Genomic DNA, 19,737 nt, shown 5'->3' on the forward strand with positions numbered 1-19,737 from the left:
AGCCTACCGGTTTGTCCACGCGGCCTAGGCAAAGATTGTCTAACAGACTTTAGAGCGGGCAGACCCCGGCCGCGCAGTGCAGATGCGCGAGATCCACCGCCTCGTGCAGCGCGGGGTCGCGGATCGCCTCGACCAGCGCGACGAAGCGGTCCATCGGCACCTCCTCCTCCGGCAGGTACTCGTAGCCGAGCGCATGGTCCGGCCGGCTCGGCAGGATGGCGCAGCAGCGGATCCGCGGCTGGTGCGCCAGCAGCATGTCGCGGAAGGCATCGAGGCCATGGCGGTCGGTGTAGACCTTCAGCGTGTAGGAGACCTGGTTGCCCCGCGCGGCGCCGATCCAGTGCTTCTCCAGCAATTCGAGCCAGCGATACTGCGCCTCGGGCGAGGCCTCGGGCGCGGTCACCAGCCGCTCCCCCAAGCCGAGGCGCTGGATCAGCGGCAGGGTCGGGAAGCCGACGATGCTCATGCCGGGGAAGCTGCGCAGCGGCCGCACCGGGTAGCCGCGCGCCTCGTACTCGGCGAGCAGCGGATCGCTGTCGGCGGCCCAGGCGCCGGTGGCGTCGCGCGTGCCCTTGAACTGCACCCAGCGCAGATATTGCCGCCGCGCCGGCAGGTGCGCGCCCTCGGTCAGGCCGAACAGCTTGGAGGTGGTGCCGGCGGGCTTCACGGTGGTGACGGTGAAGGGGCGCCGCAGGCCGAGCGCCGCGGCATAGGCATCGGCCTCCGCCTTCGCCGCCGCGGAGAGCCGCGCCAGCATCGCCCAGAACGGGGCGGCGCGCGCCTCGTCCAGCAGGTCGTCGAAGGCGAGGCCGAAGCGCATCCACGCCCATTCGTGCAGGCCGGTCGGGCCGATGCCCATGCGGTTGGTGCGCCGCACCTCCTCGGCGTAGAGCGCGTCCATCAGGTTGGCGCGCATTAGGAAGCGCACGCCGAGGCGCACGCTGTCCTCCACCCGCGCATCCCATTCGGCGGCGATGCCGGGCGGCACGGCGCCGGGCGCCACCTGCTCGAACGGCACCGGGCAGGCGAGCAGCGGCGCGAAATCGGCGATCACGCAATAGCCGCCGGTGACGTGCAGCACGATCTCGCCGCAGGGGTTGGTGGTGACGGGGAAGCGCGCCGTCCGCGCCCGCCGCGCGAGCTCCGCCAGCAGCGCCACCGCATGGTCGGCGCGGTAGCGGGCGGAGCGCACGTCGCGCCCGTCCTCGTGCACCGGCTTCTCCCGCGCGGTGCCGGCGCGGCAATCCTCCAGCCGGTCGCCGTTGATGAAGCCGGGCTCGCCGTTGATGAAGGCGCAGCGCGTCGCCTCCTCGAACACCGCCAGAGCGTGGCGGTCGAGCGGCGCCGTGCTGCCGGCGCGGGCGGCGCGCACGCCCTCCCAGAACCCGGCGTCCACCATCACCGAGTTGTTCGCCGTCCACAGCCCGCCCTCGGCCTTGGCGCGAATGAAGCGGAAGATGCCGGGATCGCGCCAGGATTTGGTGGCCATGCGCGCGGCGCGGCGGGCGCCGCCGACCTGCACCTCGACGGAGAGGTAGTGGTCCACCAGCAGCGCCTGCTCCCAAGGCGCCATCGCCTCGTCTCCCGGCGCGCGGTGGCGGGCGGGCTCGATGACGTGGTGGCGCAGGTTGACGAAGGCGCGCATCAGCGAGAGGGGGCCGGAGGCCGGGCGCCCCTGCATCCCGCCGATCGGCGCGCCGCGCGGGCGGATGACGGAGAAGTCAAGCAGCAGCGTGGCGTCCCGCGCGCCGGCGAAGGCCAGGCTCTCCAGCAGCTCCACCGCCTTGGCCCAGCCCTCGCGGCTGTCGGCGACGGCGTGGCGGAGGGCACCGGGCGGCGCCTCGGCCGGGTCGGCGAGGAATTCGCGCGCGATCCAGGCGCGGATCTCGGCCTCCTGTGCCGCGGTGAAGGCTTCGAGCCCGGTGCCCCAGGGCAGCAGGCCGAACTCGACGCCGAAGCGGTGCAGATCCTCGCGCCGGTGCGGGAAATCCGGATGCGCGGGCGAGAGGTGCAGCAGCAGGCGCGGCGCCCCGGCCCAGTCCACCGCCACCAGCGCGTCGTCATAGGCCCGCCCGACGCCGCTGCCGTTCAGCAGCAGGTAGAACAGGGTGAAGGAGGCGATGGCGGTGGCGCAGTTGGTGAACACCTCCATGTTGCGCCGGGGCTGGTTGGCATCGCCATGCTGCAGGTGCCGCCCCGAGGTGATCAGCGCCCCGGTGGCGATGGCGTTGCGCAGCCGCGCCTGCTCCACCGGATCGGCGGCCGGGCCGAGCAGCGCCATGTTGCCGGCGGCGACGCGGTCGGCGACCCGGCCCCAATCCTCCGCATCGCCAGGGCGGAAGACGGTGCGGCGGGCCACCGCCAGGCCCATGCCCGCCTCCAGCGCGCGGGGGGGAAGCGGCGCCTCCCCGAAGCTGGCACCGGGAGCGGCCGCGCACCACGCCGGCAGGAACCCATCCATCCTGTGCCCTCCGCATCCTTCGGGAGCGACCCCGGACACTAGATATAGGGTTTCTGTCCCGCCGTCACCAACTATATGGCGGTATCATTCTGCACCCGGCGTGTGCGGCCCTGCCGCCTTCAGCCGCCGCCGAGCAGGCGGACCAACCCGTCGAGCTGGTCGAGATCGCGGTAGCGGATCGTCACCTGGCCGCCGCGGCCGGCGTGACGGATGGACACCTTCAGCCCCAGCCGGTCCGAAAGGTCGCGCTCCAGCGCCGCGGTTTCCGGGTCGCGGACAGCGGGCGAGGCCGGCTCGGAGCGCGGCTTGGCGGCGGCCAGCGCCTCGGTCTGGCGCACGTTCAGGCCCCGATCCACCACCTGCAGGGCGAGGCCGACAGGATCCGGCGCGGTCAGCAGCGCGCGGGCGTGGCCAGCCGTCAGAGCGCCGTCGCGCAGCAGGTCCCGCACCCGCTCCGGCAGGCCGAGCAGGCGCAGCGTGTTGGCGACGTGGCTGCGGCTCTTGCCCACCGCCTGGCCGAGCGCCTCCTGCGTCATGCCGAACTCGTCGAGCAGGCGGCGATAGCCCTCCGCCTCCTCCAGCGCATTGAGGTCCTGGCGCTGCAGGTTCTCGACCAGGGCCGCCGCCATGGCCTCGCGGTCGCCGAGTTCGCGGATGACGACCGGCACCTCGTGCAGCGGCACCTGCTGCGCCGCGCGCCAGCGACGCTCCCCGCCGATGATCTGGTAATGGCCCGGCGCGCCGGGCTTGGGGCGGACCAGGATGGGCTGCAGCAGGCCATGCTCGCGGATGGAGTCCGCGAGCTCCTGCAGCGCTCCGGGCTCCGCCGCGGCGCGCGGCTGGAAGGGGCTCGGTTCCAGGAGTTCGATGGCGACGGTGCGCAGACCCTCCCCGCCGGGCGGGGCGGCCTCGATGGGGTCGGGCGAAGCGGGCAGGTCGCCGAGCAGGGCGGAGAGGCCGCGGCCGAGGCGGGGCGGGCGCTTGGTCGGCACGACGCTCATGCGGCGCTCCTCGCCCGGGCCCGGTCGCGGCGGCGGAATTCCGCGGCGAGGCGCACATAGGCCTGCGCCCCCGGGGAGCGGAAATCGTAGAGGGTCACCGGCAGCCCATGGGAGGGCGCCTCGCTGATCCGGATGTTCCGCGGAATCACGGTCTCGAACACCTTGTCCTTGAAGAAGCCGCGCACGTCCTGGGCCACCGCCTCGGACAGGTTGTTACGGCGATCAAACATGGTCAGCACGATGCCCTCCAGGCCGAGCGCCGGATTGAGACCGCGCCGCACGCGTTCGATGGTCTGGGTGATCTGGCTGACACCTTCGAGCGCGAAGAACTCGCATTGCAGCGGCACCAGCACCGCCTCCGCCGCCACCAGGGCGTTAAGCGTCAGCAGCCCCAGGGAAGGGGGGCAGTCCAGGAACACGTAGTCGTAGCCGCGCAACGCCTCGGGTGCCGCCCGCAGCGCGTGGCGCAGCCGCCGTTCCCGGTCCTCCAGCTCCACCAGCTCCACCTCGGCGCCGGCCAGATCGGGATCGGCGGGGACGATGGAAAGCTGGGGCACAGCGGTAGGGCGGATCACGGCCGCGAGCGGCTGCGCCCCCACCAGCAGCGCATAGGTGCCGAGGCCACGCGCGCCGCGGTCCAGGCCGAGGCCGGTGGAAGCATTGCCCTGCGGATCGAGATCCACCAGCAGGACACGGTGCTCGGAGGCGAGCGCGGTCGCCAGGTTGATGGCGGTGGTCGTCTTGCCGACGCCACCCTTCTGGTTGGCAAGCGCGACGATGCGCGGGGAAGCGCGGTCAGGCATGGGCGCCGGCGGCAGGGTGGATCTCGCTGAGACGGAGGATGGTAGCGACCGGGTCGGTCCGGCTTGGAAAGCGTTCGACGTGCATTGTCCAGCCCCGGACAGCGGCGGTCAATTCTTCCTGCACACGGCGCCCCTTCGGGAACAGGGCAACGCCGCCCGGCGCGAGCAGGGGGTGGGCATAGCGCAGCAACTCCGGCAGCGGCGCCAGGGCACGGGCGGTCACCACCGCGGCAGGCGGCGGGGCGGCTGCCTCGATGCGGTGCGGATGCACCGTCACGACGCCAAGCCCCAGGCTGCGCGCCGCCTCGCCGAGGAAGGCGGCCTTGCGACGGTCGGACTCGATCAGGTGGGTCGGCCGGCCAGTCACCATCGCCAGCACCAGTCCCGGGAAGCCGGCGCCGGAGCCGAGGTCCACGATCGGCCCCGCGCCCTCAGGCAGAAGCGGCACCAATTGCAGCGAATCGAGAACGTGGCGCCGCCACAGCGCGGTCTCGTCGCGGTCTGCCACCAGATTGATGCGCAGGTTCCAGCGCCGCAGCAGCGCCAGGAACTCTCGCAGTCGCGCCTCCGTTTCACGTGAAACCGTCAGGGCGGGGTCTGCCGCCTGTTTCACGTGGAACGTCCCTCCAGCCGCCGCAGATGCACGGCCAGCGCCGCCAGCGCCGCCGGGGTGACGCCCGGAACCCGCCCCGCGCTGCCGAGCGTCGCCGGCCGCGCCCGGGACAGGCGCTGGCGCATCTCCAGGGAGAGACCGGGCACCGCCCCGAAATCCAGCCCCGCCGGGATCGTCAGCCGCTCCTCCCGTTCCAGCAGGCGCAGCTCCGCCGCCTGGCGTTCCAGATAGGGGGCGTAGAGGGCCCGCGCCTCCAGCTCCGCCCGCACCCGCGGCGCCAGCCCGCGTAGCCAGGGAAAGAGCCGCTCCACCGCCTCGCCGGAAAGGCCGGGAAGCGCCAGCGCCTCCAGCGCGCTGCGCCAGCGCCCGTCCTGGTTCACCGCGATGCCGGCCGCCTGATACTGCGCCGGGGTCGCGCCCTCCTGCCGGGCGCGGGCCAGCGCCTCGTCCACGGCACGGGCGAAGCGTCGGTGCGACGCCGCGCGCTCCGCGCCGACACAGCCCCAGGCGATGCCCTTCTCCGTCAGCCGCAGCCCGGCATTGTCGGCACGCAGGGCGAGGCGGAACTCCGACCGCGCGGTCAGCATCCGATAGGGCTCGGTGACGCCCTGCAGCACCAAGTCATCCAGCATCACGCCGATATAGGCCTCGCCCCGCCCCAGAACCCGGTCGGGCTCCGCCCCGCCGGCGCGGCAGGCGGCGTTGATCCCTGCCATCACGCCCTGGGCCGCCGCCTCCTCATAACCGGTGGTGCCGTTGATCTGCCCGGCGAGGAACAGGCCGGGCACAGCGCGCAGCTCCAGCGTCGGGCGCAGCGCCCGCGGGTCCACATGGTCGTACTCGATGGCGTAGCCGGGGCGGAGGATGCGCGCCCGCTCCAGCCCGAGGATAGAGGCGATCACCGCCGCCTGCACCTCCTCCGGCAGGCTGGTGGAGATGCCGTTGGGGTAGATCGTGTCGTCCTCCAGCCCCTCCGGCTCCAGGAAGATCTGGTGCCGCGGCTTCTCCGCGAAGCGCACCACCTTGTCCTCGATCGAGGGGCAGTAGCGCGGCCCCACCCCCTCGATCCGCCCGCCATAGACGGCGCTGCGGTGCAGGTTGGCGCGGATCAGCGCATGGGTGGCCTCGGTGGTATAGGTGATGGCGCAGGAGAGCTGCGGGTTGACGATCCGCTCCGTCATCCAGGAGAGCGGCTCGGGCGGGTCGTCCCCCGGCTGCGCCTCCAGCGCCGCCCAGGCGATGCTCCGCCGGTCGAGGCGCGGCGGCGTGCCGGTCTTCAGCCGCCCCAGCGGTAGGCCGAGCCTGGCGAGGGTGCGGGAAAGGCCGAGGGCGGGCGCCTCCCCCGCCCGGCCGGCAGGGATGCGCCGCTCGCCGATATGGATCTCGCCGCGCAGGAAGGTGCCGGTGGTGATCACCACCGCCCCCGCGCCGATGTGCACGCCCTCCGCCGTCACCACGCCCGCGACCCGGCCGGCGGCGTCCAGCGCCAGATCCTCCACCGCCCCCGCCCGCAGCGTCAGGTTCGGCGTGGCGAGCAGCAGTGCCTGCACCGCGCGGCGGAACAACGCCCGGTCGGCCTGCGCGCGCGGGCCGCGCACCGCCGGCCCTTTGCTGCGGTTGAGCAGCTTGAAATGGATCCCTGCGGCGTCGGCGGCGCGGGCAATGATGCCGTCCAGCGCGTCCACCTCCCGCACCAGATGCCCCTTGCCGATGCCGCCCACCGCGGGGTTGCAGGACATCTCCCCTATGGTCTCGATCCGGTGCGTCAGCAGCAGCGTGCGCGCGCCGCAGCGGGCCGCCGCCGCCGCCGCCTCCGCGCCGGCGTGGCCGCCGCCGACCACCACCACATCCCAGCTCTCATCCACCATGGGGGCGCATATAGCGGAGCGCCCCGACCGGCATCAGCCCTCGGCGTCGGGATCGCTCAGATGGAAGCCGAGCGCCCGCTGGTAGATCAGCAGCGCGAAGCGCGGATCGGCCGCCATCTCCGCGGGCGGCGTGCCGGCCCCGGCGAGGGCGCGGCGGAAGCCCGCCAGGATCGCCTCATCCAGCGGCGCCACCGCGCCGCAGGTGATGGCGAAGCCCCGCACCCGCGCGAGGCGCGTCGCCAGCACCGTGCCCGCTGGCGCACTCTCCGCCAGCGCCTCGTCCATCACCCAGGCCTCGCCGCCGAGCAGCGCGTCCTCCAGCAGCAGCCCCGCCTCCGGATGCGGGCCGAGCACGCGAAACACCGAGAACCAGGCCCGCTCCAGCCCGCGCAGCACCAGCGCCTCCTCCTCCCCGGCTCCGCGATGCTGGCGCGCGACGCGCTCGATGGCGCGGGAGCGGCCGGGCAGGGCGGTGTGCACGGCGAGGTCGAAGGCGAAGGCGAGGTCCGCATCCGGAATCTGCGCCAGCGCCTCCGTCACCGGCAGGCCGAGCCGCCGCGCCTGCTCCAAGAGCTTCGGCATCGGCACCGTGCGCAGCGCCGCGTCCTGGAAGCGCTGCCGCAGCGCGGCGCAGCGGCGGTAGAACTCCAAGACCTCGCCCATCGCCCTATTTCCCGATGCAGAACTCGCCGAAGACCAGATCAAGCACCGCCTCCACCCCGACCTGGCCGGTGAGGCGGCCGAGGCTGCGCAGCGCCGCGCGCAGCGCCTCCGCCCGCAGCTCCGGCAGGGGGGCGGCCTCCAGCGCTGCCAGCCACCCCGCCGCCTCGCGCAGCGCCGCGCGATGGCGGGGGCGGGTGAGTGGCGCCTCCGCCGCGAGCCCGGCCCGGGAAGCCGCCGCCTCGGCCAGACGTGCCTGCAACGCGGCCAGCCCCGCCCCGGTGCGGGCGGAGACGGGGATCGGCGCCTCGCCCCCGATCTGCGCCGGCGCCGGGGCGAGGTCGGTCTTGTTCGCCACCACCACCACGCCAGGGCGCACCAGCGCCAGCGTCTCCGCATCCGGGGGGGCGTCGGCGGCGAAGACGGCGAGGATCAGGTCGGCTTCCCCCGCCCGCAGGCGGGCGCGGCGCACCCCCTCCGCCTCGATCTCGTCCGCCGCCTCGCGCAGCCCGGCCGTGTCGGCCAGGGTCACCGGCACGCCGCCGAGGTCGAGCCGCGCCTCCACCACGTCTCGCGTCGTGCCGGCGCGGGTGGAGACGATCGCCACCTCCCGCCCCGCCAGCGCGTTCATCAGCGAGGATTTGCCCGCGTTCGGCGCGCCGAGGATCGCCACCAGCAGCCCCTCGCGCAGCCGCTCCCCCCGCCCCTCGTCGTCGAGATGCGCCGCGATCTCGGCGCGCAGCGCCGCCGCCTCGGCCGCCACCGCGGCGTCGAGGCCGGAGGGCAGGTCCTCCTCCTCGAACTCGATGAAGGCCTCCTGCCGCGCCAGCAGGCGGGAGAGCCGCGCCGCCCAGCCGCCATAGAGCGCGGCCAGCGCCCCCTCCGCCTGGCGCAGCGCCTGGCGCCGCTGCGCCGCGGTCTCGGCGGCGATCAGGTCGGCGATGCCCTCCGCCGCCGTCAGGTCCAGCTTGCCGTGCAGGAAGGCGCGGCGGGTGAACTCCCCGGGCTCGGCCGGACGGGCGCCGGCGGCGGCCAGCGCCTCCGCCACCCCGGCGATCACCGCCGGGCCGCCATGCAGGTGAAGCTCCGCCGCATCCTCCCCGGTGTAGCTGCGCGGGCCGGGGAACCACAGCACCAGCGCCCGGTCCAGCGCCTCGCCGGTGGCGGGGTGGCGCAGCCGGCGCAGCGTCGCCTCCCGCGGGCGCGGCAGGCGGCCGGCGAGCGCCGCCAGCACCCTGGCGGCTTCGGGGCCGGAGAGGCGCATCACCGCCACTGCCGCCCGCCCGGCGCCGGAGGCGAGGGCGAAGATCGTATCGCCATTCATGCAACCACCGGCCCCGCCCCGGCGGCCGAGCTCAACCCCCGGTGGATTTGGGCGGCGGCACGTCCCGCTCGGTCAGCATCAGCCGCCGCACCCGCCCCCCGCCCTGGAGATGCACGGCGAGGATCTCGTCCACATCCTCGGTGGTGCGCGGCCGATACCACACCCCCTCGGGGTAGATCACCATCGTCGGCCCGAACTCGCAGCGGTCGAGGCAGCCCGCCATGTTCACCCGCACATCCCGGAGGCCGAGCTCCTTGGCGCGGGCCTTCATGTAGTCCCGCAGCCGCTCGCCGCCCCTGCCGGCGCAGCAGCCGCGCGGATGCCCCTCCGGCCGCCGGTTGCAGCAGACGAACACATGGGCCCGGTAGAACAGGGGCGGGTCGTCCTTTGCCCTGCCGGGCAGGGGCTGGCCATCGGTCACGTCGACTCTCTCCGGGCGGGGGGCGGCTGGGAAGCCCGCCACGCACGCCCCATCTAGCGGCCTCATCCCCCAGCGGCCAGGGCCCGCGCACCATGTCCGACGCCCCCTCCCTTCCCCCGCCCGAGAACCTGCTGCGCCATGCCAGCAGCCCCTACCTGCTGCAGCACGCCGACAACCCCGTCCACTGGCGCCCCTGGGGCCCGGAGGCGCTGGCCGAGGCACGGGCGCTCGACCGGCCCATCCTGCTCTCCATCGGCTACGCCGCCTGCCACTGGTGCCACGTCATGGCCCATGAGAGCTTCGAGGATGCCGAGACGGCGGCGCTGATGAACCGCCTCTTCGTCAACATCAAGGTGGACCGGGAGGAGCGGCCGGACATCGACGCCCTCTACATGAACGCGCTCCACCTGATGGGCGAGCATGGCGGCTGGCCGCTGACCATGTTCCTCACCCCGCGGGGCGAGCCCTTCTGGGGCGGCACCTACTTCCCGCCCGAGCCGCGCTGGGGCCGCCCCTCCTTCCGCCAGGTGCTGCAGGGCGTGGCCGAGGCCTACCGCCGCGAGGGCGACAAGGTGGCGCAGAACGTCGCCGCGATCCGCGAGGCCCTCTCCCGCATGGCCGCGGCGAACCCCGGCCCGCTGCCCGGCACCGCGCTGCTCGGCCAGGTGGCGCTCGCCCTGGTGCGCGGCACCGACCGCGAGGAGGGCGGCCTCTCCGGCACGCCGAAATTCCCCAACCCGCCGGTGTTCCGCTTCCTGTGGCAGATGCGCTTCCGCCTCGGCCAGCCCGCCTGCGCCGAGGTGGTGGAGATCCTGCTGCGCCGCATGAGCCAGGGCGGCATCTACGACCATCTCGGCGGCGGCTACGCCCGCTACAGCACCGACGCCATCTGGCTGGTGCCGCATTTCGAGAAGATGCTCTACGACAACGCGCAGATCCTGGACCTGCTGGCGCTGGCCCATGCCGCCCGCCCGGATCCGCTCTACGCCGCCCGCGCCGAGGAGACGGTCGGCTGGCTGCTGCGCGAGATGACCGTCGAGGGCGGCGCCTTCGCCGCCACCCAGGACGCCGACAGCGAGGGCGAGGAGGGGAAATTCTACGTCTGGACCGAGGCCGAGATCGACGCCCTGCTTCCCCCGGAGGAGGCCGCCCTGTTCAAGGCCACCTACGACGTCACCCCCGAGGGCAATTGGGAGCACAGGACCATCCTCAACCGCCGCCGCCACCCCGAGCCGCTCTCGGAGGCGGCGGAGGCCACCCTCGCCCGCTGCCGCGCCACCCTGTTCGCGGCGCGGTGGCGGCGCGTGCCGCCCGGGCGCGACGACAAGGTGCTGGCCGACTGGAACGGGCTGATGATCGCCGCCCTGGCCCGCGCCGCCACGGTCTTCGGCCGCCCCGACTGGCTCGGCGCCGCCCGCGCCGCCTTCGATGTCGTCGCCACGCGCATGGCCGCGCCCGATGGCCGCCTGCACCACGCCTTCCGCGCCGGCCAGGCCTCGGCGGCCGGGCTGCTCGAGGACCACGCCGCCATGGCCCGCGCCGCCCTCGCCCTGTTCGAGGCCACCGGCGAGGCGGCGTGCCTGCGCCGCGCCCTCGGCTGGATGGAGGCGGCGGAACGCCACTTCGCCGCCCCCGACGGCGGCTACTTCACCTCCGCCGACGACGCCGCCGACGTGCTGGTGCGCGGCCGCACCGCCGGCGACAACGCCACCCCCTCCGGCAACGGGCTGATGGCGGAGGTGCAGGCGCGCCTCTTCCACCTCACCGGCGAGGCGCGCTGGCGCGCCGCCGCGGAGGCCACGATCGGCGCCTTCACCGGCCTCGAGCGCGGCCTCGCCGCCATGCCCACCCTGCTCGCCGCCGCCGACCTGCTGACCGAGGGCGCGGGCGTCGTCATCGCCGGCGACCCCGCCGATCCGCGCGCGGCGGCGCTGGCGCAGGCGGCCCTGGCCCACCCCGACCCCGCCCTCGCCCTGCTGCGCGTCGCGGCACCCGGGGCGCTGCCGCCGGGCCACCCCGCCCACGGCAAGGGGCCGGTCGGCGGCGCCCCGGCGGCCTATGTCTGCCGCGCCGGCGCCTGCGGCCTGCCGGTGGCGGAGCCCGCCGCGCTGCGCGACGCCCTGGCCCGCCCCCGAGCGGCGGCTTGACGGCGGGGGCGGGCGGGTGTGGCATCCGCCCCCTGCCGGACCCGCGACCATGCCTCAGCTCAGCCTGCACACCCCGCTCGGCGACCTGACCCTGTTCGAGGAGGAGGGGGCGATCGTCGCCCTGGACTGGGGCCGCGGCCTGCACCCGGAGGGCGGGGCGGCGGCGCCGACGCCGCTGCTGCGCGAGGCCGCCGTGCGGCTGCAGGACTATTTCGACGGCCGCGCCGTCGCCTTCGACCTGCCCCTCGCCCCGCGCGGCACCGCCTTCCAGCGCCGCGTCTGGGAGGCGCTGCGCCGCATCCCGCCCGGCGAGACCCGCACCTACAGCGACATCGCGCGCGAGGTCGGCTGCCGCGCCGCCCGCGCCATCGGGCGGGCCAACGGCGCCAACCCGATCCCGATCCTGATCCCCTGTCACCGGGTCGTGGCCACTGGCGGCGCGCTCGGCGGCTATTCCGGCGGCGAGGGGCTGGCTACGAAACGCTACCTGCTCGACCTCGAACGCCGCGCGCGCCGGCAAGGAGCCCCCACATGAACCACGCCATCCGCGTCCACGAGCCCGGCGGCCCCGAGAAGCTGGTCTGGGAGGAGGTGCCCCGGCCGGACCCGAAGCCCGGCGAGGCGCTGGTGCGGCACGAGGCGGTGGGGCTGAACTACATAGACGTCTATTTCCGCACCGGCCTCTACAAGGCCCCCTCGCTTCCCGTCACCATCGGGATGGAGGGCGCCGGTGTGGTGGAGGCGGTGGGCGAGGGCGTCACCGACCTCAAGCCCGGCGACCGCGTCGCCTATGCCGGCGCGCTCGGTGCCTATGCCGAGGCGCGCTGCGTTCCCGCCGACCGGCTGGTGAAGCTGCCCGAGGGCATCAGCACCGAACAGGCCGCGGCGATGATGCTGCAGGGCATGACGGCGCAGTACCTGCTGCGGCGCACCTACAGGGTGCAGCCGGGTGACACCATCCTGCTGCACGCCGCCGCCGGCGGCGTCGGCCTCATCATGGTGCAGTGGGCGAAGCACCTCGGCGCCACCGTCATCGGCGTGGTCTCGACGCCGGAGAAGGCGGAGCTGATCAAGGCCCACGGCGCCGACCACGCGCTGCTGTCCGGCGAGGACATCCCGGCGCGGGTGCAGGAGATCACCGGCGGCGCCATGGTGCCCGTGGTGTACGACAGCGTCGGGCGCGACACCTTCCTCGCCTCGCTCGACTGCCTGCGGCCGCTCGGGCTGATGGTGAGCTTCGGCAACGCCTCCGGCCCGGTCTCGGTGCCCGACCTCGGCATCCTCGCCGCCAAGGGCTCGCTCTACGTCACGCGGCCGACGCTGAACACCTACACGGCGAAGCGCGAGGACCTGCTCGCCACCGCGCAGGACCTGTTCGAGGTGGTGCGCTCCGGCGCGGTGAAGATCCGCGTCAACCAGACCTTCCCGCTGAAGGACGCCGCCGAGGCGCACCGCGCGCTGGAAGGCCGCAGGACGACGGGCAGCACGGTGCTGCTGCCCTGAGGGGGGCGCCGCGTCCCGGCCGCCTGGGCTGAGGCGGGGCGCCCCGCCCTTTCCCTTTGCCCCTGCCGTTCTGTTTGTGTCATGTTCCGTGGCAGGACCGCAAGGGGGCCCCGCTCTCCAACGCCGAGTGGCAGGCGCTCCGCCCCTTCCGCCGCCACGAGCGCCGCCCGGGCCGCCCCCTCGGCACCGATCCGCGCCCCCGCCTCGACGCCAGGCTGCGCGCCGCCACCACCGGCCTGCCCTGGCGCGCCCGGCCCGAACACTACGGCCGCAGCACCACCATCGCCCGCCACTTCCACCGCCTCGCCCAGGCCGGCCTCTGGACCCGACTGCTCGAGGCCCTCGCCCACCCCAAGGCACCGCCCGCGCTGCGCGCCCTCGAGTACCGGCTCCGCCGCGCCGCCCGCCGCGCCATGCGCCTGCTCGGCATGAAGGGCCTCGACCTCGCCCAGCGTCTCGGCCTGCTCAGCGCCCGGCCCATGCTGCCCCGGATGCTGACCAACCGCGATGTGTCCCACCGCCTCGCCACCCCCACCACCGCCCTGCTCGACCGCCTGCCCGAGCAGAGGCCGCCCCCCGGAACCCTCCGCCGCCTCGCCACCGCAGGCGGCAGGCGCGTCCGGTCAAGGAAGTTCGCCCCGCCGTGAGGGGTCACTCCCCGCCGGTGCTGGCGGTAGGATTGCCGGCGCCGGTCCACCACATCACGATCCCACCCCAGAGCATGGCGATGACCGCTGCGCTCTGCCCGGCGCCCAGCGCGGCCGCCAGCGCGCCGAGCACCGCGAGGCCGAGGAGCACGGCGAGGATATTGCGTTCCAGGAAACTGCCGACCGGTCCCATGCTGCGCCGCCTTCCCACAAAGAGGCCCGCCCCGTGCCGGCCCCGGGACGAAGCCTGCCAGCCCGCGCCGGGGCGCGTCCAGCGGCGGAGGAGGCGATGAGCGCGCCGGGCTATGTGCACCACCGCATCACCGCCGCGCCGCGGCGCTGGCGGGAGGTGGCCGAGGCGCTGGCGCGCCGCCGGGCCGCGCTGGCGGAAGCGGGCGGCGCGCTCTACGGCCTGTGGCGCAGCCAGATCGGCCGCCCGCGGGACGAGGTGACGGCCATCACCGCCTGGTCCGCGCTGGCGGACGCCACCCGGGCCGAGGCGGCGCTGATCGGCGGCACGGCGGATGTGCGCGGCGCCTCCAGCCGGGCGATGGCGCCCACGCTCCGCCCCACCACGCCGGCGCCGCCGCAGCGGCAGGGCAACTACGCCTTCCGCTGGTTCCTCACCCCGGAGCGGGACTGGGCGGAATTCCTTGCTCTCTGCACCCAGGGCTGGCCCGGCTTCGAGGCCGCCTATGACTCCCAGGTGATCGGCCTCTGGCGCTGCTCGGGAGAGGTGACCGGCGCCACCGAGATGCCCGGCGCCGGGGAGGGGATCCTGAGCCTGCTGCTGACGCGCCGGCCGGACCTCGCCATGTGGGAGCGTTCCAAGCTGCCGCAGGGCCCGGCCGAGGCCGCGGTGCGCGAGGCCCTCAGCCGCCGCTACGACCTCTGCACCTGGACTGTGGTGTATACGACCACGCTGCTCACCGCCACGGACCGCCCCGATCAGGCGCGCTGGGCATGAGGCGGCCGGGCCACCGCCGCCCCGGGCCGGTGAAGGCGGCCCGCCGGATCATACCAACGGCCCCGAGCACTGCTCGTGGCGGCTTCCCTGCGCGTTGCGCTTGGCTGGCTCCTGCGGCCGGTTCGCGGGAGGGCGGGACGTTGGCGGCTGTGGTGACGCGGTTGGATCGGCCGCCTTCGGAGCCACGGCGAGCCGCGGCGGCAAGCGGGGATGCGCGGGCGGCGCGGCGGATGCTGGCGATCGCGCTGGTGCTGGAGGGCAGGTCGCGGGCGAAGGCGGCGGAGAGCCGCGGGAGGGACCGTCAGACGCTGCGCGACCGGGTGCATCGCTGCAACGCCGAGGGCTTGGCCGGGCCGCTCGATCGTCGCGGCGCGGTGGGCGCCAAGCCGCGGCTGACGCCCGAGCAGGAGGCGGAGGTGCAGGCCTGGGTCGAAGGCGGGCCTGACCCGGCAGTGCCTGGCGGCCTGGTGCGCTGGCGGCGGGTTGATCCGCGCGACCTGACCGCGCGCGAGTTCGGCGTCGCGCTGCATGAGCGCAGCGTCGGCAAGCTGCCGCGCCGGCTCGACTTCCGCCGGCTTGCGGTGCGCCCGCAGCACCCCGAGAGCCACCCTGGCGGCCGCGACCCTCCCGCCCGAGGCCGCCGTCGAGTTCGCCCTTCCGGAGGCGTCGAAGGCGAAGGACGGACCGAAACCAAAGGAGTTCGACGAGGATCAGTAGCCCGCGCCTGCCCCGAAGCCGAAGTTCCAGGAAGCCGTGCTCGACAGCAGCCAGATGATCGAACTAGGGTCTGTACCCAATTGACGTGAGAGGGTTGCGGGGAGTCACCCCGCCAACCGGCGGGGGATGGACCGCGGCGCGCCTGTTCTGGCTGAGCGACGTGCCGTGGGCGGCAATGGAGCCGCATCTGCCGATGGTCCATACCGGGCCGCGGCGCGTGGACGACCGGCGGGTGATCAGCGGCATCGTGCACCGCTTCCGCGAAGGCTGCCGCTGGCGCGCCCTGCCGCCGGAATACGGGCCGTACACGACGGTGTTCAACCGCTGGAACCGCTCGAGCCAGCGCGGCCTCTGGCCGCGCCTCTTCGCCGCCCTCGTCGCCTGCGCCGACCCGCCGCAGGTCACGCTGATCGACCGTTCCGCGGTGAAGGCGCACCGCTCGGCGGCTGGCGCGAAAAAGGGGCGGTGGTGATCCTGCCGCCAGGCGATCTGGCCGTTCGCGCGGCGGGCGCACCACCAGGATCCACGCGCTCTGCGACGAGCAAGGCCGCCCGCACGCGATCCTGCTGACCGGCGGTTCGGCATTTGGCCGCAACGGCCAGACCGCCGCCTTTCCCGACAAGCGGCCGCGAGCGCATGGATCGTGAGATTTTCTCACGACATGTGAGCAATTCTGGTTTGTTGCTCTCGGGTTTGGCGCCTAGCCATCTTGCATCCCAGTGGGAAGGGCGCCGTCCATGCCATACCCGTCACTGAAAGAGCGGCCGGCATGAAGGCCGCCCCTTTCGCCTATGTCCGGGCCGAGAGCCTGGACCACGCCCTCGACCTCCTCGCCGCGTATGGCGGCGAGGCGAAGCCCATCGCTGGCGGGCAGAGCCTCGTGCCGATGATGGCCATGCGCCTCGCCCGCCCCGCCCTGCTCGTGGACATCAACCGCTTGCCGGCGCTGAAGGGAGTGGCGGTTGGCCCGCGGTGCGCTGTCATGGGCGCCACGACTCGTCAGCGCGCGGTGGAGGAAGATGCGGCGCTGCACCGCGCCGTGCCGCTGCTGCGCGCCGCGCTGGCCTGGGTCGGCCATGTGCAGACGCGCAACCGCGGCACGGTGGGCGGTAGCCTCGCGCATGCCGATCCCTCGGCCGAACTGCCGCTTGCCGCCTGCGTGCTAGACGCGACGTTGGTGCTACAGAGCCGCGCTGGCGGCGAGCGCCGCCTCTCCGCAGCCGACTTCTTCCTCGCCCCCATGGTCACTGCGGCGGAGGAGGCTGAATGCCTCACCGCCATCGAATGGCCGGTGTGGGAGGGGCCCGGCGTCGCCTGCGCCTTCGAGGAGGTGGCGATCCGCCACGGCGACTTCGCCATGGCCGCCGCTGCCTGCCAGATCCAGCTTGACGCGGACGGGGTGTGCCGCCGCGCGGCGCTCGGGCTCGGCGGGGTGGCGGGCACGCCGCTCGCCTTCCCCGACCTCGCCGCGCAGCTTGAGGGCCGGCGCATCCACGAGCGCCTCGCCCAAGAGGTCGCGGAAGCCGCGGCGGCGCGCAGCGAGCCCGGCTCCGACACCCACGCTGACGCCGAATACCGCCGCCACCTCGCCGCCGTGCTGCTGCGCCGCGTCCTGCTGCGCGCGGCGGGCGCGCCGGCCCGTGCCCCGATCTGAGAGGAAGGACCACCCCCCATGTTGGCCCCGCCGTCCCCCGTCACTGTCGAGATCATCGTCAACGGAACGCCGCGCCGCGCCTGCGTGGAGCCGCGCACCACGCTGGTGGACTTCCTGCGCGAGCATCTCGGCCTCACCGGCACTCATATCGGCTGCGAGCACGGCATCTGCGGCGCCTGCTCCGTGCTGCTGGAGGGCGAACCGGTGCGCGCCTGCTGCCTCTTCGCCTTGCAGGTGGAGGGCCTGTCGGTCACCACGGTGGAGGGGCTCGCGCCCGCGCGAGGCGAACTCTCGCGCCTGCAGAACGCCTTCTGTGAAGCGCATGCGCTGCAGTGCGGCTACTGCACGCCCGGCATGCTCATCGCCTGCCATGACCTCCTGGCGCGCAATCCGCGTCCCAGCGAGGAGGAGATCCGCGAGGCGATCGGCGGCAACCTCTGCCGCTGCACCGGCTACCAGCAGATCGTGGACGCGGTGAAGCTCGCCTCGGGCCAGGAGGCGGCGCATGGCTGAGCCCCCGCGCTTCCGCTACATCGGCCAACACCGTCGGGCGGTCGAGCATCGCCGCTTCGTCACCGGCCAGGGGCGCTACGCGGCCGATATCGCCCTGCCCGGCCTGCTGCACGTCGCCATCGTCGCGAGCCCGCATGCGAGCGCACGCATCCTGAGCGTGGACGCCTCCGCCGCGCTCGCCCTGCCCGGCGTTCACGCGGTGCTGACCGGCGAGGACCTCCAGCCGGAGATCGAGCCCATGCTGCCGGGCGTGGACGCGCCGGAGGTGCGGCGCTTCCCGCTCGCGCGCGATGTCGTGCGCTACGCCGGCGAGTGGGTGGCGGCTGTGGTGGCGGACAGCCGCGCCATCGCCGAGGACGCAGCCGAGCTCGTCGAGGTGGACTATGCGCCCTCGCCGCATGTGGTGGACCCCGAAGCCGCGATCGCGCCCGGCGCGCCTCTGGTGCATCCGATGCGTGGCTCCAACGTGATCTTCAGGCGAGAGTTCGTCTGGGGCCCGGTGGAGGAGGATTTCGCCGCCGCTGCGCATCGCCTCTCCTACCGCGTGCGCTGGGGCCGCTCTGCCACGGTGCCCATCGAGACCTTCGTCTGCACCGCCGCCTGGAACGACGCGACCAACCTGCTCGATGTCTGGGCCTCCATCCAGATGCCGAAGTTCCCGGACTTGCTGGCGCGCTGCCTGCGCCTGCCGGGCAACGCAGTGCGCGTGCATTTCGACGTGGATGTAGGTGGCTCATACGGCGTGAAGCGGGGCCTTAAGCACGCCATCCTAGTGGGCTTCCTCGCGCGCCAGCTCGGCCGGCCCGTGCGCTTTCTGGAGGACCGGCTGGAGAACATGCGCGGCGGCGACATGCAGGGGCCGGACCGCCTCTTCGACGTGACCCTTGCCTTCGACGACAAGGGCGTCATCCGCTCCATGCGCATGCGCGCGCTGGACGATGTGGGCGCCTATGCCGGCCGCTCGCCCTTCCAGCTCGGCAAGCCGGTGGGGGCCATCGTCGGGCCATACACGATCCACAGCGTCGCCTACGAGGCGATCTCGGTGCTGACGAACAAGACGCCGCAGGAGGCGGTGCGCGGATTCGGCCAGGCTCCGACCAACTATGCGATCGAGACGGGGCTGGACAAGGTCGCGCGCTTCCTGGGCCTTGATCGCATCGAACTGCGCCGGCGCAACTTAATCCCGCCCGAGCGCTTCCCCTACCTGATCCCCTCCGGGACGCTCTACGATTCCGGGGACTATGCACGGGTGCTGGACAAGGCGCTCGCCGCCGCGCCCTACGCCGAGCTGCTGCGCCAGCGCGAGGCGCTGCGCGCGCAGGGGAGGCTCGCGGGCATTGGCGTCTCCACTTGCCTCGAGCCCTCGGGCGGCAACTCCTCCTTCGAGCCGCTGTTCAACCCGAAGAACACCACCACCACCTGGATGGATTCCTGCCTGATCCGCGTGGACCTGAACGGGGCGGTGACGGCGGTGATGGCCACCTCCAGCTCCGGCCAGGCGCACGAGACTCTGGTCTCCACCGTGGTGGGCGAGGTGCTGCAGCGCGAACCCGATTCCATCCGCGTGATCCATGCGGACTCACTCTCCGCCCTGCCTTCCAACAGCCCTGTCGGCAGCCGCATGGCGATCATGCTGGGCGGCGCCGCGGCGGGAGCGGCGAAGCGCATCCGCGCGAAGATGCTGCGCATCGCCGCGCACAACCTTGGCGTGGCGGAGGAGGCGCTGGAGTGGCGCGAAGGCGCGGCCGTGCTGCGCGCGGACCCGACGCGCGCCCTTTCCTGGGCTCGGCTCGTGGAGATCGCACACCGTGAGTTCCACAACCTTCCGCCCGGGATGGAGCCGGGGCTCCAGGAGAGCTTCGTGTGGGAGGTGCCCGGCGGCGGTGGGCTGCCCACCCCCGATGGCCGCATCCAGATGTATCCTTGCCACTCCTTCGAGGCCCATGTGGTGCTGGCGAGCGTGGACCCGGAGACGGGCAAGGTTGCGCTGCACCGCTACGTGGTAGGGCACGACTGCGGAGTGATGATCAGCCCCGATGTGGTGCACGGCATGACCTATGGCGGCGTCGCGCATGGGCTGGGCGCGGCACTGATGGAGAAGTTCGCCTATTCGCCCGAGGGCCAACTCCTCTCGGGCTCCTTGATGGACTACCTGCTGCCCTCCGCACAGGAAGTGCCGCCGATCACCATTGTGGATCACTGCACGCCATCTCCGCTGACCGAGTTCGGCCAAAAGGGCTCGGGCGAGGCGGGCTATCTTGGTGGTCCTGCGGCGATCGCAAGCGCGATCAACGACGCACTCGCCCCGCTCGGCGCTGCGCTGGATGCGCTGCCCATGACCCCCGCCGCGATCTGGCGCACCCTGCGCGCCGCCCAGATGGCGCGCGCCGCGACCGAGTCCACGCGCGAGCCGACCTGACAGACAGGAGATACGAGGA

Annotated in this window: 18 protein-coding genes and 1 pseudogene; 10 read left to right on the top strand and 9 right to left on the bottom strand. The window is 73.8% G+C overall.

The window, feature by feature from the left end; translation table 11 throughout:
- Positions 1-49: 49 nt before the first annotated feature.
- From ET526_RS13905 to ET526_RS13940, 8 genes are all read right to left on the bottom strand, one after another.
- The gene (locus tag ET526_RS13905; RefSeq protein ID WP_135468311.1) at positions 50-2,461 is read right to left on the bottom strand and encodes a recombinase; all 2,412 of its coding nucleotides are present in this window, start codon (positions 2,459-2,461) and stop codon (positions 50-52) included.
- 119 nt (positions 2,462-2,580) lie between these two features.
- Positions 2,581-3,462 (bottom strand): ParB/RepB/Spo0J family partition protein, encoded by an 882-nt coding sequence (locus ET526_RS13910; protein ID WP_135468312.1) that lies wholly within the window; start codon positions 3,460-3,462, stop codon positions 2,581-2,583.
- The gene (locus tag ET526_RS13915; RefSeq protein ID WP_135468313.1) at positions 3,459-4,265 is read right to left on the bottom strand and encodes a ParA family protein; all 807 of its coding nucleotides are present in this window, start codon (positions 4,263-4,265) and stop codon (positions 3,459-3,461) included. Before ET526_RS13915 ends, ET526_RS13910 begins: the two co-directional genes overlap by 4 nt.
- Entirely contained in the window at positions 4,258-4,878 is a 621-nt protein-coding gene (rsmG, locus tag ET526_RS13920; RefSeq protein WP_135468314.1) for a 16S rRNA (guanine(527)-N(7))-methyltransferase RsmG, read from the bottom strand. The genes ET526_RS13915 and rsmG overlap by 8 nt, the downstream gene beginning before the upstream one ends.
- Positions 4,875-6,746 (bottom strand): tRNA uridine-5-carboxymethylaminomethyl(34) synthesis enzyme MnmG, encoded by a 1,872-nt coding sequence (gene mnmG / locus ET526_RS13925; protein ID WP_135468315.1) that lies wholly within the window; start codon positions 6,744-6,746, stop codon positions 4,875-4,877. Before mnmG ends, rsmG begins: the two co-directional genes overlap by 4 nt.
- Before the next feature lie 33 nt (positions 6,747-6,779).
- Entirely contained in the window at positions 6,780-7,409 is a 630-nt protein-coding gene (locus ET526_RS13930) for a hypothetical protein (RefSeq protein WP_135468316.1), read from the bottom strand.
- A 4-nt stretch (positions 7,410-7,413) separates the two neighbouring features.
- Entirely contained in the window at positions 7,414-8,730 is a 1,317-nt protein-coding gene (mnmE, locus tag ET526_RS13935; protein ID WP_135468317.1) for a tRNA uridine-5-carboxymethylaminomethyl(34) synthesis GTPase MnmE, read from the bottom strand.
- 31 nt (positions 8,731-8,761) lie between these two features.
- Complete coding sequence (locus ET526_RS13940; RefSeq protein WP_240048401.1) at positions 8,762-9,151, bottom strand: (2Fe-2S) ferredoxin domain-containing protein; 390 nt, start codon at positions 9,149-9,151, stop codon at positions 8,762-8,764.
- A gap of 92 nt (positions 9,152-9,243) precedes the next feature.
- On the opposite strand from ET526_RS13940, the gene ET526_RS13945 reads away from it, so the two are divergent.
- From ET526_RS13945 to ET526_RS13960, 4 genes are all read left to right on the top strand, one after another.
- Positions 9,244-11,298, top strand: a complete 2,055-nt coding sequence (locus ET526_RS13945; protein ID WP_135468318.1) for a thioredoxin domain-containing protein — start codon at positions 9,244-9,246, stop codon at positions 11,296-11,298.
- Between the two features lie 49 nt (positions 11,299-11,347).
- Positions 11,348-11,833: a methylated-DNA--[protein]-cysteine S-methyltransferase gene (locus ET526_RS13950; protein ID WP_135468319.1), complete on the top strand. Its 486-nt coding sequence runs from the start codon at positions 11,348-11,350 to the stop codon at positions 11,831-11,833.
- The gene (locus ET526_RS13955; protein WP_135468320.1) at positions 11,830-12,801 is read left to right on the top strand and encodes a quinone oxidoreductase family protein; all 972 of its coding nucleotides are present in this window, start codon (positions 11,830-11,832) and stop codon (positions 12,799-12,801) included. Before ET526_RS13950 ends, ET526_RS13955 begins: the two co-directional genes overlap by 4 nt.
- A 74-nt stretch (positions 12,802-12,875) precedes the next feature.
- Positions 12,876-13,448: a transposase gene (locus tag ET526_RS13960; RefSeq protein WP_158295587.1), complete on the top strand. Its 573-nt coding sequence runs from the start codon at positions 12,876-12,878 to the stop codon at positions 13,446-13,448.
- A 4-nt stretch (positions 13,449-13,452) separates the two neighbouring features.
- On the opposite strand, the gene ET526_RS13965 is transcribed toward ET526_RS13960, so the two are convergent.
- A complete protein-coding gene (locus ET526_RS13965; protein WP_135468322.1) occupies positions 13,453-13,641 on the bottom strand; it encodes a hypothetical protein in 189 nt (62 codons plus the stop codon).
- 96 nt (positions 13,642-13,737) lie between these two features.
- Here ET526_RS13965 and ET526_RS13970 point away from each other — a divergent pair, with 96 nt between their 5' ends.
- The 6 genes and pseudogenes from ET526_RS13970 to ET526_RS13995 all read left to right on the top strand — a co-directional run bounded on the left by ET526_RS13970 (position 13,738) and on the right by ET526_RS13995 (position 19,718).
- Positions 13,738-14,415 (top strand): hypothetical protein, encoded by a 678-nt coding sequence (locus ET526_RS13970; RefSeq protein ID WP_135468323.1) that lies wholly within the window; start codon positions 13,738-13,740, stop codon positions 14,413-14,415.
- A 140-nt stretch (positions 14,416-14,555) separates the two neighbouring features.
- Positions 14,556-15,017, top strand: a pseudogene (locus ET526_RS22085) (helix-turn-helix domain-containing protein); the annotation flags it as partial.
- Between the two features lie 209 nt (positions 15,018-15,226).
- The gene (locus ET526_RS13980; RefSeq protein WP_135468325.1) at positions 15,227-15,604 is read left to right on the top strand and encodes a transposase; all 378 of its coding nucleotides are present in this window, start codon (positions 15,227-15,229) and stop codon (positions 15,602-15,604) included.
- 297 nt (positions 15,605-15,901) lie between these two features.
- Positions 15,902-16,786 carry an FAD binding domain-containing protein gene (locus tag ET526_RS13985; RefSeq protein WP_135468326.1) on the top strand — a complete coding sequence of 295 codons (885 nt, stop codon included), beginning with the start codon at positions 15,902-15,904 and terminating at the stop codon, positions 16,784-16,786.
- Between the two features lie 18 nt (positions 16,787-16,804).
- A complete protein-coding gene (locus tag ET526_RS13990; protein WP_135468327.1) occupies positions 16,805-17,299 on the top strand; it encodes a (2Fe-2S)-binding protein in 495 nt (164 codons plus the stop codon).
- Positions 17,292-19,718, top strand: coding sequence for a xanthine dehydrogenase family protein molybdopterin-binding subunit (locus ET526_RS13995; protein WP_135468328.1), 2,427 nt, complete (start codon positions 17,292-17,294; stop codon positions 19,716-19,718). Before ET526_RS13990 ends, ET526_RS13995 begins: the two co-directional genes overlap by 8 nt.
- Positions 19,719-19,737 lie beyond the last annotated feature (19 nt).

Origin of the sequence: Crenalkalicoccus roseus, assembly GCF_004761865.1 — a bacterium.
Classification (GTDB): Bacteria; Pseudomonadota; Alphaproteobacteria; order Acetobacterales; family Acetobacteraceae; genus Crenalkalicoccus; species Crenalkalicoccus roseus.

Excerpts from the sequence above, each read along its gene's own strand:
- mnmG (WP_135468315.1), bottom strand. The coding sequence starts at position 6,746 with ATGGTGGATGAGAGCTGGGATGTGGTGGTGGTCGGCGGCGGCCACGCC.
- ET526_RS13910 (WP_135468312.1), bottom strand. The coding sequence starts at position 3,462 with ATGAGCGTCGTGCCGACCAAGCGCCCGCCCCGCCTCGGCCGCGGCCTC.
- ET526_RS13930 (WP_135468316.1), bottom strand. The coding sequence starts at position 7,409 with ATGGGCGAGGTCTTGGAGTTCTACCGCCGCTGCGCCGCGCTGCGGCAG.
- ET526_RS13970 (WP_135468323.1), top strand. The coding sequence starts at position 13,738 with ATGAGCGCGCCGGGCTATGTGCACCACCGCATCACCGCCGCGCCGCGG.
- ET526_RS13990 (WP_135468327.1), top strand. The coding sequence starts at position 16,805 with ATGTTGGCCCCGCCGTCCCCCGTCACTGTCGAGATCATCGTCAACGGA.
- ET526_RS13915 (WP_135468313.1), bottom strand. The coding sequence starts at position 4,265 with ATGCCTGACCGCGCTTCCCCGCGCATCGTCGCGCTTGCCAACCAGAAG.
- ET526_RS13950 (WP_135468319.1), top strand. The coding sequence starts at position 11,348 with ATGCCTCAGCTCAGCCTGCACACCCCGCTCGGCGACCTGACCCTGTTC.
- mnmE (WP_135468317.1), bottom strand. The coding sequence starts at position 8,730 with ATGAATGGCGATACGATCTTCGCCCTCGCCTCCGGCGCCGGGCGGGCG.
- ET526_RS13905 (WP_135468311.1), bottom strand. The coding sequence starts at position 2,461 with ATGGATGGGTTCCTGCCGGCGTGGTGCGCGGCCGCTCCCGGTGCCAGC.
- ET526_RS13945 (WP_135468318.1), top strand. The coding sequence starts at position 9,244 with ATGTCCGACGCCCCCTCCCTTCCCCCGCCCGAGAACCTGCTGCGCCAT.
- ET526_RS13955 (WP_135468320.1), top strand. The coding sequence starts at position 11,830 with ATGAACCACGCCATCCGCGTCCACGAGCCCGGCGGCCCCGAGAAGCTG.
- ET526_RS13995 (WP_135468328.1), top strand. The coding sequence starts at position 17,292 with ATGGCTGAGCCCCCGCGCTTCCGCTACATCGGCCAACACCGTCGGGCG.
- ET526_RS13965 (WP_135468322.1), bottom strand. The coding sequence starts at position 13,641 with ATGGGACCGGTCGGCAGTTTCCTGGAACGCAATATCCTCGCCGTGCTC.
- ET526_RS13985 (WP_135468326.1), top strand. The coding sequence starts at position 15,902 with ATGAAGGCCGCCCCTTTCGCCTATGTCCGGGCCGAGAGCCTGGACCAC.